This window comes from Agrobacterium tumefaciens, assembly GCF_031801495.1.
GTDB classification, from domain to species: domain Bacteria; phylum Pseudomonadota; class Alphaproteobacteria; order Rhizobiales; family Rhizobiaceae; genus Agrobacterium; species Agrobacterium tumefaciens_K.
On record NZ_JAOEGC010000001.1, the window covers coordinates 681,933 to 697,846 of the forward strand.

A 15,914-nucleotide genomic window follows, 5' to 3' on the forward strand; every position below is an offset into this window, starting at 1 on the left:
CAATGGCGGCTCCTCTGCCGCCGATCCGCCGTCTTTCCTATCGTGTGAAGCTCTGGGCGTTTCCGGCATCGACGTTGATGATGTTGCCGGTCGACTTGGCGGAGGCGTCGGAGGCCAGGAAGTAGATCGCCTCGGCGATGTCTTCAGGAAAGACGTTGAGCTTCAGCATCGAGCGCTTGCGGTAATGTTCCTCGAGGTCATCCACCTCGATCTTGGAGGAGGCTGCCCGCTGTTCACGCCATTCGCCGCTCCAGATCTTCGAGCCGCGCAGAACCGCGTCCGGATTGACAGTGTTGACGCGAATGCCCGCATCCGCGCCCTCGAGAGCGAGGCATCGGGCAAGGTGAATTTCCGCTGCCTTGGCAGTGCAATAGGCGGACGCGTTGGGTGAGGAGGCCAGACCGTTTTTCGATGCGACGAAAACGACGTTTCCGCCGAGGTTCTGACGCCGCAGCAGGCGGAATGCCTCCCGCGAGACGAGGAAGTAACCGGTCGCCAGAATGTCGATGTTCTTGTTCCACATCGCAAGTGTGGTGTCTTCGACCGGTGCCGAGGAGGCAATGCCCGCATTCGACACAAGAATGTCGATTCCTCCGAATTCGACGCTCGCCTCCACAAAGGCGGATATCACGGCATCTTCCTTGGTCACGTCCAGCTTTACGGTGCGAACGGCGTCCGCGCTGAAGCGTTTTTCGAAATCGCCCCTGGTATTCTGCAGTGCGTCCTCGTCGATATCGGCCAGCACGACGCAGGCGCCTTCACTGGCGAGGCGTTCGGCTGTCGCACGACCGATGCCGCCCGCTCCACCGGTGATGAAGGCGATGCGCCCCGCCAGGCTCTTTGGTTTCGGCATGCGCTGAAGTTTTGCTTCTTCCAGCAGCCAGTATTCGATATCGAAGGCTTCCTGTTCCGGCAGTCCCTGATATTCGGAGACTGTGGATGCGCCGCGCATGACGTTGATGGCGTTGACGTAAAACTCACCGGCGATACGAGCGGTCGCCTTGTCCTTTGCAAACGACAGCATTCCGACGCCGGGGATCAGGAAAATCACCGGGTTGGGATCGCGCATCTTCGGCGAATTGTCGTGCTTGCATGTCTCGTAATAGCGGCTGTAATCGGCTCGATAATCTTCAAGCGCCTGATCGAGGCCCGCGACAAGCGCATCGACGTCGGGTTTTGAGGTGTCGAGATCGAGGATCAGCGGACGGATCTTGGTGCGCAGGAAGTGGTCCGGGCAGGATGTGCCGAGCGCGCCGAGAGGTTTCAGCTCCTTTGCGTTGACGAACTCCAGCACTGCATCCTGATCGTCGAAATGGCCAAGCTTTCGCTCTTCTCGACCGATGCGGCCACGAATTTCCGGCATCAGGCGCGCTGCAATGGCGCGGCGTTCTTCAACGCCAAGATTTTTCGCAACTGCGCCACCGAAGACTGTCTTGCCTTCCGTCTCTTCGGCAAACCATTCGATTGCCCTGTTGATGATGGCAAGGGTCAGCTCGTAGCACTTCTTTGCATCGTTATCCCAGGTGAACAGGCCATGGCTTTCCAGCACCACGCCCTTGGCGGTCGGATTGGCCTTCACGAAGGCTTCGAGGTCGAGGCCAAGCTGGAAACCGGGGCGGCGCCAGGGCAACCAGCCGATTTCGTCTCCGAAAACCTGCCGGGTGAGTTCTTTTGAATTCTTCGATGCGGCGATGGCGATGATGGCATCGGGATGCATGTGGTCGACATGATCGTAGGGGACGAAGCCGTGCAGAGGCGTATCGATGGACGCCGCGCGCGGATTGAGGTTGAACGTGCAATGTGGCAGGAAGCCGACCATGCGGTCTTCGTCTTCTACCCCTTTGTAGATGCCTTTTAGCGCTTCAAGTTTGTCGAGATAGAGCGTGGCAAAGCCATCGAGCTTGATGGTGCCGACATCGCCGCCGGAACCCTTGACCCACATGACGCGAACTTTTTCACCTGTCAGCGGATCGGTTTCCAGAACCTTGGCAGATGTGTTGCCGCCGCCGTAGTTGGTGATGCGCTTGTCCGCGCCGAGCAGGTTGGACCGATACAGCAGCTTGCCCGGTTCATCGAGCTTCGCAGCGTGGGCATCATCCCAGCGGTCTTCGAGAAGGCGGGATTTTCCCGTCATGCTTTCCTCCCAGATGTCATTTCATCGCGGAACCGACCACGGCCCGCCTCCTTGGGTGTAGATATCGCGCATTCAAAATCGCAATGTCAATCATAAACGATCATAAAATTTCATTGTGCGACGCAGCATTGAATAATTTGATCGTTATTGATTGACAACGTAAAGAGATTACGAATAATTGCGATCAGGAGGAACCCGATGCACGAACGTGAACGCCACCGCATCATTTTGAGCGCCGTACAGGAAAAGCCTGTGGTGACGGTGCAGGATATTGCTGAGCTGACGGATGCGTCCGAAGCCACGATCCGTAGGGATATCGCGTCGTTACATGTTCAGGGAAAGTTGCGGCGTGTGCGCGGCGGAGCGGAGGCGGTGCACCCGCCACAGCTCGGCAATCTCGCTGCGCGACCGTTTCGCGTTTCCGAATCGGTCAATATCGACAAAAAACGCGCAATTGCGCGCAAGGCAGTGGATCTTTGTGAAGATGGCGATGCGATCATTCTGAACGGTGGCACCACGACGTTCCAGATGGTGCACTATATGGCGGCTCGCCGCTTGCAGGTGATGACCAATTCCTTCGCCATCGCCGAGCATCTGGTCAAGCATTCCAAATGCAGCGTCAGTGTGCCGGGTGGTGCGATCTATCGCGACCAGAGCCTCATCCTGTCGCCATTCGAAAACGATGCGATCCGTAATTTCTACGCCCGCCGCATTTTTCTTGGCGCTCAAGGCGTGGGCGCGCTCGGCATCATGGAGTCGGACGCGCTGGTCATCCAGAGCGAGCAGAAACTGATGCGGCAGGCCGAGGAGCTGATCGTGATGGTCGACTCATCGAAGTTCCGCAAGCGCTCGAGCCTGATCCTCTGCCCGCTGGAAAACGTCACCACCATCATCACCGATGACGGGATTTCGGACGAGGCCGCGCGCATGGTGGAAGATGCAGGCGTCGAATTGCTGATAGCCGGATCGGTGCAGGGTGCTGAAGCACCGCCGTCACCGGACGAGGAGAATTCCGCTTCGGTTGCATGAGGAGTGCCGGGCGGAGAGGAAAGTTTCAAACGGGAGGAAAAGGGAAATGAAACTTACACGCAGAAAACTGGGTCGCGCTCTGGCATTGGGCGTTGCGCTCGGGACCTTGGGGCTGGGGAGTGTCGCCCAGGCGGCCGACATTAAGATCGCACTTGTCGTCAAGTCGCTCGGCAACGGCTTCTTCGAGGCCGCCAACAAGGGCGCGCAGGAAGCTGCCAAGGAACTGGGCGGCGTCGAAATCATCTATACCGGCCCGACCAGCACAACGGCGGAAGGTCAGATTGAAGTCATCAACTCGCTGATCGCACAGGGCGTCGATGCGATTGCCATCTCCGCCAACGATCCGGACGCCGTCGTTCCTGCTCTGAAAAAAGCGGCGCAGCGCGGCATCAAGGTCATCTCCTGGGATTCGGGCGTCGCACCGGAAGGCCGTATCCTTCAGCTGAACCCGTCCTCCAACGCGCTGATCGGCAAGATGTGCCTGCAACTGGCAGCATCGCATCTGGAAGGCGGCAAGGGTGATTTCGCCATCCTGTCTGCGACCACCACCTCGACGAACCAGAATATCTGGATCGACGAGATGAAGAAACAGATCAAGGATTTTCCCGGCCTCAATCTCGTGACCACGGTTTACGGTGATGACCTCGCCGACAAGAGCTATCGCGAAGCCCAGGGGCTTCTCACCTCTCAGCCGAATGTGAAGGTCATTGTTGCGCCGACGACCGTTGGTGTTCTGGCAGCGTCTCAGGCCGTGAAGGATGCGGGCAAGATCGGTCAGGTTTACGTGACCGGCCTCGGTCTTCCATCGGAAATGGCCGGTGCCATCAAGTCCGGTGCGACGAAGGAATTCGCCATCTGGAACCCGATTGACCTCGGCTATTCCGCGACCCAGATCGCCTATCGTCTGGTGAAGGGTGACGCTGACGGCAAGCCCGGCTCGGAAATCGAAGCTGGTCGCATGGGCAAGATCAAGGTGGGTGAAAACAGCGAGGCCGCGATGGCTGATCCGTTCGTTTACGACGCCAAGAATATCGACCAGTTCTCGAAGATTTTCTGATTACGAAAAGCATGACCCGGCGATCTCTCTTCTGAGAATGGGTCGCCGGGAACTCTAAATCCTCCACATACTCGGCGTCATCCTCGGGCGTGACCCGAGGGTCCGCGACGCACGGCGGATGGATCCTCGGCTCAGGCCCGAAGATGGTGCCGAGCGTGTGTTCTGGTTCTTGCCCGATTGCGGGCTCCGGGTTTTCAGTGATGACAATGGCAGCAGAAAAAACGACCGACGCGGTTACGCCTCATGCACCGGCATTGGAGCACTCGGCTCCCATCCTGGAAATGCGCGGCATCAGCCAGGTTTTTCCGGGTGTGAAGGCGCTCGATGGCGTGAATGTCGCCCTCTATCCGGGTACGGTCACGGCGCTTATCGGTGAAAACGGCGCGGGGAAATCGACCCTCGTCAAAATCCTCACCGGCATCTATCGGCCGAACGAAGGCGAAATCCTTCTGGATGGAAAACCGGTTCATTTTCACAGCGCGCAGGATGCCATCAATGCGGGCGTGACGGCCATCCATCAGGAAACCGTGCTGTTCGATGAACTGTCGGTCGGCGAAAACATCTTCCTCGGTCATGCGCCAAAGGGACATTTCGGGCTGATCGACTGGAAGACAATCAACGAGAAGTCTCGCACTTTGCTGGAGCGGCTGGAAAGCCGGATCGACCCGGCGATCCGCCTGAAAGACCTCTCCATTGCGCAGCGGCATCTGGTGGCGATTGCGCGCGCGCTGTCGGTGGAAGCGCGCATCGTTATCATGGATGAACCGACGGCAGCCCTTTCCCGCAAGGAAATCGATGATCTTTTCCGTATCGTCCAGAACCTGAAGCGTCAGGGAAAGGCAATACTGTTCATCAGTCACAAGTTCGATGAAGTCTATGAAATCGCTGAAAATTACGCTGTTTTCCGGGATGGAAGAATGGTCGGTTCAGGTGCGCTTGCAGATGCGCCGCAGGACGAAATCGTCCGCCTGATGGTGGGCCGCGATGTCAAGGACGCGTTCCCGAAACAAGCGGTCAATATCGGCGGCACCGTGCTGTCACTGCAAAACTATTGTCACGATACCGAGTTCCGCGACATTTCCTTTGAACTGCGCAAGGGCGAAATCCTCGGGCTCTACGGATTGATCGGCGCCGGTCGCTCCGAACTGTGCCAGTCGTTGTTTGGCATTACCCGCCCTGCTTCGGGTTCCCTCAAGCTCGACGGGCAGCCGCTCTCCATCCGCTCGCCGGAAGATGCGATCCGGGCAGGTATCGTTTACGTGCCGGAAGAGCGCGGACGGCACGGGCTGGCGCTGGAAATGCCGATCTACCAGAACATGTCTCTGCCTTCGCTGGGCCGGACGTCGCGAAAGGGGTTTCTGGCTGCCGCCAACGAGTTCGCGCTGGCGCGCAAATATGCCTCGCGGCTGGATCTGCGAGCAGCCGCGCTCTCGGTGCCGGTAGGCACGCTTTCGGGCGGGAACCAGCAGAAGGTCGTCATCGGCAAATGGCTGGCGACCCAACCGAAGGTCATCATTCTCGATGAGCCGACCAAGGGCATCGATATTGGTTCCAAGGCTGCCGTGCACGGCTTTATCAGCGAACTTGCGGCGGAAGGGCTTTCGATCATCATGATTTCATCCGAACTGCCGGAAATACTTGGCATGTCCGACCGTGCCATCGTCATGCGCGAAGGGCTGATGGCGGGCGTCTTCGACCGCGCCGAATTCTCTCCGGAAAAGCTAGTGCGCGCCGCCACGGGCAATGCGTGAGGAAGAAGGCCATGCAACGTTTTCTGAAAAATCGCGAACTGCTGTTGGCAGGTATCATCATCCTGATGATCGCCGGGTTCTCGCTGCGGGCGCCGGGGTTCGAGCGTCCTGCCAATCTGGTCAACATCTTCAATGACACGTCTATCCTCATTATTCTGGCGCTTGGCCAGATGGCGGTCATCCTGACGAAGTCCATCGATCTTTCGGTCGCGGCCAACCTCGCTTTCACAGGCATGGCCGTGGCGATGACCAACGCCGCCTTTCCGGGTGTCCCATTGCCGCTTCTTGTGGCGATGGCCGTTGGCATCGGTGCTGTTCTCGGCTCGATCAACGGTGTTCTCGTCTGGTGGCTGCGCATTCCGCCGATTGTCGTTACGCTCGGGACACTTACCATCTATCGCGGCATGGCGTTCGTGCTTTCCGGTGGTGGCTGGGTCAATGCGCACCAGATGTCACCAACGTTCCTGAATGTACCGCGCACACCGATCTTAGGTCTGCCGGTTCTCTCGTGGGTAGCAATCCTCATCATTGCGGGCGCATGGCTGGTATTGACGCGCACATCCTTCGGTCGGTCGGCCTATGCCTCCGGTGGCAACCCCGGTGCTGCGGTTTATGCGGGGATTGATGTCGGTCGTACGCGATTCCTGGCCTTTGTCCTGTCGGGCGCGCTCGCCGGTCTTGCCAGCTACCTCTGGGTTTCACGTTATGCCGTGGCGTACGTGGATATCGCCGCCGGTCTGGAGCTCGACAGTGTTGCGGCGAATGTGATCGGCGGCATTTCGATTGCGGGTGGCATAGGCACGGCGGCAGGTGCGGTGCTGGGTGCGCTTTTCCTTGGTGTCATCAAGAATGCGCTGCCCGTCATCGGCATCTCACCTTTTGCACAGATGGCGATCTCGGGCGTTGTCATCATTCTGGCTGTTGTTTTCAACGCCCGCGCCGAGGCGAAGAAAGGCCGCATCATCCTGCGGGACAGGGCTGCGGCAGATAATGGGAAGGAGGCTGCGGCATGACCATGACCACGCCGGAAACATCGCCGACGACGCGTGTCATTCCAGACAAGCTCGGCACGCCTTTCAAACGCGTCATGGCAAGCTGGGAAGTGCTGCTGCTTGGCGTCGCGATTTTGATCTTCACCGCCAATTCCTTTGCATCGCCCTATTTCCTCGATGCGTGGAACCTCTCCGACGCCACCTTCAATTTTACCGAAAAGGCTTTGATCGCCTTTGCCATGGCACTGCTGGTCATCGCGGGCGAAATCGATCTTTCTGTCGCCGCCATCATCGCGCTGGCATCGACAGCAATGGGGTATGCGGTGCAGATGGGGGTGGGAACGCCGGGGCTGGTCGCAATCGGTATCGGTGTCGGACTTGCCTGTGGCGCGTTCAACGGTTTTCTGGTCGCAGGGCTGAAGCTGCCATCCATCGTCGTCACCATCGGCACCATGAGCCTGTTTCGCGGCATTTCCTATATGGTGTTGGGCGATCAGGCATTTGGAAAATATCCCGCCGACTTTGCCTATTTCGGTCAGGGTTACGTTTTATGGGTTTTCTCTTTCGAGTTCCTCCTGTTCGTGGTCATGGCCGTGATCTTCGCGATCCTGCTGCATGCCACGAATTTCGGCCGACAGGTCTATGTCATCGGCAATAACCCGTTTGCCGCACGCTTCTCCGGCATCCCCGTGGAAAGGGTGAAGTTCATCCTGTTTCTGCTGACAGGCGTGATGAGCGGCATTGCCGCCGTCTGCCTCACCTCGCGGCTTAGTTCCACCCGCCCTTCGATTGCACAAGGGTGGGAACTGGAGGTGGTGACGATGGTGGTTCTCGGCGGTGTGTCCATTCTGGGTGGCTCCGGCACCATTGGCGGCGTGGTGATCGCGGCTTTCGTCATGGGGTTGGTGACCTTCGGGCTTGGCCTTCTGAACGTGCCGGGCATCGTCATGTCGATCTTTGTCGGCCTGCTTCTGATCATCACCATTGCCATCCCCATCGTCGTACGTCGTCTGCGGGCCATGAGGTAAACCGTGCCGGAACTTGAAAAACACGCCTTCAAGATGAAACTCTTTCCCGGCATGCAAGCCGAATACAGGAAGCGTCATGATGAAATCTGGCCGGAACTGGTAACGCTGCTTCGGCAGGCAGGCGTCAGCGATTATTCCATCCATCTGGATCCGGAAACGAACATCCTTTTTGGTGTGCTAACTCGCCCGAAAGATCATGGCATGGCGTCGCTGCCCGACCATCCGGTGATGAAAAAATGGTGGGCGCATATGGCCGATATCATGGACAGCAACCCGGATAACTCGCCAGTCGCGACCGATCTCGTCACGGTGTTCCATCTGCCATGAATACTGCCTCATACAAGCGGATCGCCGTCATCGATATCGGCAAGACCAATGCAAAGGTCGTTTTGCTGGATGGCGAAAACGGCGCTGAAATGGCCGTGCGCAAGACGCCCAACGCCGTTGTTTCAGGCGGGCGTTATCCACATTACGATGTCGAAGCGCTGTGGACATTCATTCAGGGCGCCCTTGCTGGCTTTGCGCAATCTCCCGGGTTCGATGCGATTTCGATCACCACGCATGGGGCAAGCGCTGCGTTGCTGGATGGGCAAGGGCGTCTTGCCATGCCCGTGCTGGATTACGAGTTCGAATACCCGCAGGAAATCCGCGCGGCCTATGCAGTGCTTCGCCCCGATTTCTCCGAAACGTTCTCGCCGCCCCTTTCTGCGGGCCTCAATCTCGGCGCACAGCTGCACTTTCAAAAAACGATGTTTCCGGAGGCGTTCGGTCGTGTCTCTGCGATCCTGACCTATCCGCAATACTGGGCCTATCGGCTGTCGGGGGTGGCGGCGAATGAGGCGACGTCTCTCGGTTGCCATACCGATCTCTGGGCGCCGGACAGGGGGCAGTTTTCGTCCCTGGTGGATCGCCTCGATATCCGTGAAAAAATGGCTCCCGTCCGCTCGGCCTTTGATGCGCTGGGCAGCGTGCGCCCGGAGCTTGGTGACGAACTCGGCTTGTCGACGGACATTCCGGTCTTTTGCGGAATTCACGATTCCAACGCATCCTTGCTGCCGCATCTCATCCTGAGCGAGCCGCCGTTTGCCGTTGTTTCGACAGGAACTTGGGTCGTCTGCTTTGCCACGCCGGGCAATCTCGATGGGCTTGCGCCGGAGCGTGACAGCTTCGCCAATGTCAACGCTTTCGGCAAGCCGACACCCTCGGCGCGGTTCATGGGCGGGCGCGAATTCGAGATGCTGACGCAAGGACTGGCCGAACTCCCGGGCGACGTGGATGAAACCGTCGCGCATGTCGTTGGCAAATCGCTGATGCTCCTGCCGAACGTGGCCGAAGGCTCCGGTCCATTTCCCGGCCGGCGCATGAAATGGATCGGCACACCTGCGTCTGATGCGGAAAAGGTCACTGCGATATCGCTTTATATGGCGCTGATGACGGAGGTCTGCCTTGAGCTGATCGGCGCGGGTGGCCCGACGATCGTGGAGGGGCCAATGAGCCGTAACACGGTTTACGTGAACGCGCTGGCGTCAGTGACGGGCCGGGATGTCCTCGTGCCGGACGGCGGGTCGCTCAGCGGCACTGCGCTCGGGGCTGCAATGTTGACCGGTGTGCGGCCGCAACACACTGCGACGGTGCGTTTCACGCCTTCGCTTGCTCTTGCGGACTACAGGAGACATTGGCGCAAAGCCCTTGAAATCCCTTGATTCTGGAGCTGGATAACCATCCCCGGTCAACGGCACGGTTCTTTTGTAATCGTTGCCCCACGTCGCGAAGCCAATTATAAAACCTCAGCAATAGTTGAGGTTCTGCGTGTGAAGAAAATTGATGTCTATGCTCCTTTGACGGTTGGCGAGCTTGCGAGGCGTGCGGGCGTGGCCGTTTCGACTCTGCACTTTTACGAAACCAAAAATCTGATTGCATCCATTCGGACCTCGGGCAACCAGCGCCGGTATCCGCGCTATATGCTGCGCCGGGTTGCCATTATCCGGGCCGCTCAACGGGTCGGCATCGGTCTGCGGGAAATTCAGGAAACGCTGGCGGAACTGCCTCTCGATGCCAGTCCGACCAAAAAGCAATGGTCACAGTTGTCATCCAAATGGCAGGAACATCTGGAGCGCCGGATATCCGGGCTTATGGCGCTGCGGGATCAGCTGGACAGCTGTATCGGTTGCGGTTGTCTTTCATTGACCGAGTGTCCGCTGAGAAATCCCGATGACTGTCTTGGGGCAGATGCGAACGGCCCCATCATCATGGATGCTGAAATCGAAAAAAAGCAGACGAAGCATGATGATGATCGTGGTACCTGATCAGATGCCTTGCTTCAGATCGGCATTTTTGCCTGCAGGAATGGCGTGAGTATTCGTTTGTCCCACTCTCGACAGGGTTTTTACTCTTTATGTTACCGATAACATGGGGTAATGGAGAGCGAATGTCGCACCGCCCGCTTCTGGGAGTAGTTGGAAAGGTAAATGATGAAAGCCGTTGTCATTCATGCTGCGAAAGATCTTCGCATCGAGGAAAGAGAAGTAGAGAGCCTGGAAGCTGGGCAGGTCGAGGTCGCAATCGAGGCGGGCGGCATCTGCGGTTCGGATCTGCACTATTACAACCACGGCGGCTTCGGCACGGTGCGCGTTCGCGAACCGATGATCCTCGGTCATGAAGTCGCCGGTACCATCAAGGCGCTGGGCGCGGGCGTATCGGGCTTTGCGGTCGGTGACCGGGTGGCCGTATCGCCAAGCCGTCCGTGCAATAGCTGTGAGTACTGCCTTCAGGGACAGCAGAACCATTGCCTCAACATGCGTTTTTACGGCTCCGCAATGCCGATGCCGCACATTCAGGGCGCATTCCGGCAGCGGCTGGTGGCAGAGGCGTGGCAATGCCACAAGGTTGCCGAAGGTGTTTCGATCCACGAGGCGGCCATGGCCGAACCTTTCGCCGTCACGCTGCATGGGGTGAACCGTGCTGGCGCGCTGCTCGGCAAGCGGGTTCTTGTTACCGGCTGCGGTCCGATCGGTGCGTTGGCCATTATTGCCGCACGCGCGCATGGGGCACGTGAGGTCGTTGCGACCGATGTGATGGATGCGGTTCTGAACAAGGCGCTGGAGATTGGCGCTGATCGTGTCATAAACGTCGCGACAAATCCGGAAGAACTTTCGGCCTATTCCGCCAACAAGGGATATTTCGACGTACAGTTCGAGGCGTCGGGCAACGAGCGTGCAGTGCGTTCCGGCCTTGAGGTTCTGCGTCCTCGCTCCACGGTCGTCCAGCTCGGTCTTGGCGGAGATGTTTCCATTCCGCAGAACCTGGTTGTGGCGAAGGAAATCGAGATGAAAGGCACGTTCCGGTTCCACGAGGAATTCGGCCTTGCCGTCGACCTAATCAATCAGGGTCGCGTTGATCTCAAGCCGTTGTTGACGGGCGTTTATCCCATCGATGATGCCGTTGCCGCCTTCGAAACTGCGGGTGACCGCAGCAAATCGATGAAAGTCCAGCTCGCATTCTGATGCCGTCTGTTCACGCGGCTGCCGTTGCCCGGAAAAGGCATCGGTAGCCGCATGTTATTTCTGAGTGTTTCCACCCCCATCATTCCCATTTGACATCAAGTCAGTCTCAAAGTTGGCAAGACAGGGTAAGTTCATTCCGATATCGTGTCAGGGATGAACTGCCAGAAGTCTTGGATGATTTGAGGTAATATGCGATGGAAGCTCCTGTATTCGTGACGTCCGACGAAATTCGCCACCGCTTTTCGGCAGCCATGTCGGCAATGTATCGCGATGAAGTTCCGGCCTACGGCACATTGATGTCATTGGTTGCGAGGGTGAATGCGGCAACACTTGCTGCTGATCCGCAGCTGAAGGATCGTCTCGACGCAACGGATTCACTGGAGCGTATATCCGAAGAGCGTCACGGAGCGATCCGTCTCGGTACAGCCGCCGAGCTTGCCAGGATGCGCCGTGTCTTCGCGGTCATGGGGATGTATCCGGTCGGGTATTATGATCTGTCGACCGCTGGCGTTCCGGTGCACTCCACGGCGTTCCGGCCTGTCGAAGATGCGAGCCTGAAGCGGAATCCCTTCCGTGTCTTTACGTCGCTGCTGCGTCTTGATCTCATTGCTGACGAGGATCTGCGCAGGCAGGCAGCCGAAGTCCTCGCCAGACGCCGGATTTTTACCGATACAGCGATTTCACTGGTGGAAAAGGCGGAGCGTGAGGGTGGGCTTGGTGAACGGGATGCCACCCGCTTCGTGACGGAGGTTCTTGAAACCTTCCGCTGGCACGACAAGGCCATTGTCGATGCTGACCTGTATAAACGCCTACACGATGCGCATCGGTTGATCGCCGACGTCGTTTCGTTCAAAGGCCCGCATATCAATCATCTGACGCCACGCACGCTTGATATCGATGCTGTTCAGGCATTGATGCCGGAAGAAGGTATTGCGCCAAAGGCGGTCGTGGAAGGTCCGCCCACCCGCAGGTGTCCGATCCTGCTGCGCCAGACATCGTTCAAGGCGCTTGAGGAGGCGGTCGCCTTCATCGAGGAAAACGGCGAATGGAAAGCCGGCTCGCATACCGCCCGTTTCGGCGAGATCGAGCAGCGTGGTGTGGCGCTGACGCCGAAAGGCCGCGCCCTTTATGATATGCTTTTGAACGAAACACGCGGTCGTGTCCGTCCTGCCGCTGACGGATCGAATTCGGCAGATTATGAAGCCGCGCTGGCGGATGTGTTCAAGGCGTTTCCGGATGACTGGAACGGTATCCGCAAGGCAGGGCTTGGATATTTCAGCTATTCGCTGACGGAAAAGGGCAAGGTCGCCGCACCGCTCGAGCTCGGTGTCGAGGAAGCTATCGAGGCGGGCTTCGTCCGGTTCGATCCCATCGTCTATGAGGACTTCCTGCCAGTCAGCGCGGCTGGTATTTTCCAGTCGAATCTTGGCGATGATGCAACGCAGGAGTTTACCGCCAGCCCTAACCAGGTGATGTTCGAACGCGATCTCGGTGCGTCTGTTATTGATGAATTTGCCCATTATGCTGCTATCGAAAGCGCGTCCCTGCAAGGCTGCATTGCCGTCATCGGTCGGTTGGCCGCGGCGCAGTAATTCGACATCCGCGGTCATTGCCGCCAATCAGAACTTGAAGACAATGGAGAAAATAGATGACGAAAACCGTTGATGTGCGCCAGGAAACGGCTGCCTTGCTTGAAAAACTCGGAGTTCCGGCCGGTCTGTACACCGGCGGGGACATGCCGTCCTATTCGCCGGTGACGGGTGAAAAGATTGCCGACCTGAAGACGATTTCTGCGGCTGGCGTTGGTGCGGTCGTGGACAGGGCGGATGTTGCGTTCAAGATCTGGCGCACCGTGCCAGCTCCGCGCCGTGGCGAGTTGATCCGCCTCCTCGGTGAGGAACTGCGCGCGCACAAGGCAGAACTTGGCCGTCTCGTCTCCATCGAGGCTGGCAAGATCCCGTCCGAAGGCCTTGGCGAAGTTCAGGAAATGATCGACATCTGCGATTTTGCCGTCGGCCTGTCGCGCCAGCTTTACGGTCTGACCATCGCCACCGAGCGTCCCGGCCACCGCATGATGGAAACCTGGCATCCGCTCGGTGTTGTCGGTGTGATCTCAGCGTTTAACTTCCCCGTCGCCGTCTGGTCCTGGAATGCCGCACTCGCCATCGTCTGTGGCAACCCGGTCGTGTGGAAACCGTCGGAAAAGACGCCGCTGACGGCACTTGCCGTTCAGGGCATTTTCGAACGCGCCGCCGCCCGCTTCGGCGATGCGCCGGCAGCCCTGTCGCAGCTCCTGATCGGTGACCGTGCAGTTGGCGAAGCACTGGTGGATCACCCGAAGGTGCCGCTGGTGTCCGCCACCGGCTCCACCCGCATGGGCCGTGATGTCGGCCCGCGTCTGGCGAAGCGTTTTGCCCGCGGCATTCTCGAACTTGGCGGCAACAATGGCGGTATCGTCTGCCCTTCGGCCGATCTCGACATGGCCCTGCGTGCCATCGCCTTTGGCGCCATGGGCACCGCTGGCCAGCGCTGCACGACGCTGCGTCGCCTCTTTGTTCATGACAGCGTTTACGATCAGCTCGTGCCGCGCCTGAAGAAGGCTTATGCCTCCGTTTCTGTAGGCAACCCGCTGGAAACGTCGTCCCTGGTCGGGCCGCTGGTAGACAAGGCGGCGTATGAAGGCATGCAGAAGGCGCTCGATGCGGCGAAATCGCATGGTGGTGCCGTACACGGCGGTGATCGCGTCGATACCGGCGCGCAGGACGCCTATTACGTCAAGCCCGCATTGGTCGAAATGCCGAAGCAGGAAGGCCCTGTCCTCGAAGAAACCTTCGCACCGATCCTCTATGTCATGAAGTACAGCGATTTCGATCAGGCTATCGACGCGCATAATGCTGTCGCGGCAGGGCTTTCGTCGTCGATCTTCACGCGTGACATGCAGGAGTCCGAGCGTTTCCTGTCGTCAGAGGGATCCGACTGCGGTATCGCCAACGTCAACATCGGCACGTCGGGTGCGGAAATCGGCGGAGCCTTTGGTGGTGAAAAAGAGACGGGCGGCGGGCGCGAATCCGGCTCTGATGCATGGAAAGCCTATATGCGCCGCGCTACCAACACGGTGAACTACTCAAAGGCGCTGCCACTGGCGCAGGGCGTTTCTTTCGATATCGAGTAACGAGGACGGACAATCATGGACGCGAGCACACTAAAGGCGGCTTTCAGAACCGCTGAACGGATATCCCGGATCGATGTATCTCCCATCGCACGGATCAGCGGGCGGGCGCGTTCCATGAAGCAGGCGGGCAAGCCCGTCATCGTTCTGGGGGCGGGCGAGCCTGATTTCGACACGCCTGAGCACATCAAACACGCTGCGTGGGAAGCCATGCAGCGTGGCGAAACAAAATATACGGCAAATGAGGGGACGCTGGAGTTGCGGACAGCCATTCGCGATAAGTTCCGGCGGGAGAACGGGCTGGATTACGCACTCGACGAGATCATCGTCTCGACCGGGGCGAAGCAGATCCTGTTCAACGCCTTGATGGCAACCGTCGATCCTGGCGACGAAATCATCATCCCGACACCTTACTGGGCGACCTATTCGGACATTGTTGTCATGTGTGGCGGCAAACCTGTTCTGGTCCCCTGCGCTGCGGAAAATGGTTTCCGGATGACAGCTGAACAGCTTGAGGCAGCCATTACGCCGAAAACTCGCTGGCTCATGCTCAACGCCCCTTCCAACCCGTCCGGTGCAAGCTACTCGGCGGAGCAATACCGACCCTTGCTCGACGTATTGCTGCGGCATCAGCACGTCATGCTGATTGCGGACGACATGTATGAGCATATCGTCTACGACGATTTCAGGTTCGTGACGCCTGCCCAGGTCGAGCCGCGGTTGAGAGAGCGGACGCTGACCGTGAATGGTGTTTCCAAGGCCTATGCTATGACCGGTTGGCGCATTGGTTACGCAGGTGGTCACAAAGCTCTGATCAAGGCCATGTCCGTGGTACAGAGTCAGGCGACGTCCGGTCCGTCGTCCGTTTCGCAGGCCGCGGCCGTTGCGGCGCTGAACGGTCCGCAGGACTTTCTGAAGGACAGGGCTGCGAGCTTCCAGCGCAGGCGCGACCTGGTCGTGGCCGGTTTGAACGCGATCGAGGGCATCGATTGCCGCGTGCCGGATGGAGCGTTTTATACCTTCGCGAGTTGTGCGGGCCTGCTTGGCAAAAAAACGCCGGACGGACAGGTGATCGGGAGCGATACGGACCTCTGCGACTATTTTCTGGAAAGCGCCCATGTTGCTGTCGTTCCGGGGGCGGCGTTCGGGCTCTCGCCCTTTTTCCGGATTTCCTATGCAACATCGGAACCGGAATTGATTGAGGCTCTTCAACGCCTTGCAAAGGCGTGTGCGCTCCTTGGTTGAGAATGC

13 protein-coding genes are annotated in these 15,914 nt (G+C 58.5%); 12 read left to right on the forward strand and 1 reads right to left on the reverse strand.

Going from position 1 to position 15,914, the window contains the following annotated elements:
- Positions 1-37: 37 nt before the first annotated feature.
- Positions 38-2,134 (reverse strand): bifunctional rhamnulose-1-phosphate aldolase/short-chain dehydrogenase, encoded by a 2,097-nt coding sequence (locus N7578_RS03245; protein ID WP_311108870.1) that lies wholly within the window; start codon positions 2,132-2,134, stop codon positions 38-40.
- A 198-nt stretch (positions 2,135-2,332) separates the two neighbouring features.
- On the opposite strand from N7578_RS03245, the gene N7578_RS03250 reads away from it, so the two are divergent.
- The 12 genes from N7578_RS03250 (at position 2,333) to N7578_RS03305 (ending at position 15,908) form a co-directional block, all read left to right on the forward strand.
- Entirely contained in the window at positions 2,333-3,163 is an 831-nt protein-coding gene (locus tag N7578_RS03250) for a DeoR/GlpR family DNA-binding transcription regulator (protein ID WP_311108871.1), read from the forward strand.
- Positions 3,164-3,209: 46 nt separating this feature from the next.
- Positions 3,210-4,220, forward strand: coding sequence for a rhamnose ABC transporter substrate-binding protein (gene rhaS / locus N7578_RS03255; protein ID WP_311108872.1), 1,011 nt, complete (start codon positions 3,210-3,212; stop codon positions 4,218-4,220).
- 206 nt (positions 4,221-4,426) lie between these two features.
- A complete protein-coding gene (locus tag N7578_RS03260) occupies positions 4,427-5,971 on the forward strand; it encodes a sugar ABC transporter ATP-binding protein (protein WP_422646662.1) in 1,545 nt (514 codons plus the stop codon).
- A gap of 11 nt (positions 5,972-5,982) precedes the next feature.
- Entirely contained in the window at positions 5,983-6,984 is a 1,002-nt protein-coding gene (locus N7578_RS03265) for an ABC transporter permease (RefSeq protein WP_311108874.1), read from the forward strand.
- Between the two features lie 2 nt (positions 6,985-6,986).
- The gene (locus tag N7578_RS03270; RefSeq protein ID WP_311110038.1) at positions 6,987-7,991 is read left to right on the forward strand and encodes an ABC transporter permease; all 1,005 of its coding nucleotides are present in this window, start codon (positions 6,987-6,989) and stop codon (positions 7,989-7,991) included.
- Positions 7,992-7,994: 3 nt separating this feature from the next.
- Positions 7,995-8,318, forward strand: coding sequence for an L-rhamnose mutarotase (rhaM, locus tag N7578_RS03275; RefSeq protein WP_422646663.1), 324 nt, complete (start codon positions 7,995-7,997; stop codon positions 8,316-8,318).
- Positions 8,315-9,694 carry an FGGY-family carbohydrate kinase gene (locus tag N7578_RS03280; protein ID WP_311108875.1) on the forward strand — a complete coding sequence of 460 codons (1,380 nt, stop codon included), beginning with the start codon at positions 8,315-8,317 and terminating at the stop codon, positions 9,692-9,694. Before rhaM ends, N7578_RS03280 begins: the two co-directional genes overlap by 4 nt.
- A 108-nt stretch (positions 9,695-9,802) precedes the next feature.
- Entirely contained in the window at positions 9,803-10,297 is a 495-nt protein-coding gene (soxR, locus tag N7578_RS03285) for a redox-sensitive transcriptional activator SoxR (protein WP_311108876.1), read from the forward strand.
- A 165-nt stretch (positions 10,298-10,462) separates the two neighbouring features.
- Complete coding sequence (locus N7578_RS03290) at positions 10,463-11,494, forward strand: L-idonate 5-dehydrogenase (protein ID WP_311110040.1); 1,032 nt, start codon at positions 10,463-10,465, stop codon at positions 11,492-11,494.
- 194 nt (positions 11,495-11,688) lie between these two features.
- Complete coding sequence (locus N7578_RS03295; RefSeq protein ID WP_311108877.1) at positions 11,689-13,086, forward strand: 2-oxoadipate dioxygenase/decarboxylase HglS; 1,398 nt, start codon at positions 11,689-11,691, stop codon at positions 13,084-13,086.
- A gap of 56 nt (positions 13,087-13,142) precedes the next feature.
- Positions 13,143-14,666: an aldehyde dehydrogenase family protein gene (locus N7578_RS03300; RefSeq protein ID WP_311108878.1), complete on the forward strand. Its 1,524-nt coding sequence runs from the start codon at positions 13,143-13,145 to the stop codon at positions 14,664-14,666.
- Positions 14,667-14,681: 15 nt separating this feature from the next.
- Positions 14,682-15,908, forward strand: a complete 1,227-nt coding sequence (locus N7578_RS03305) for a pyridoxal phosphate-dependent aminotransferase (protein ID WP_311108879.1) — start codon at positions 14,682-14,684, stop codon at positions 15,906-15,908.
- Positions 15,909-15,914: the final 6 nt, after the last annotated feature.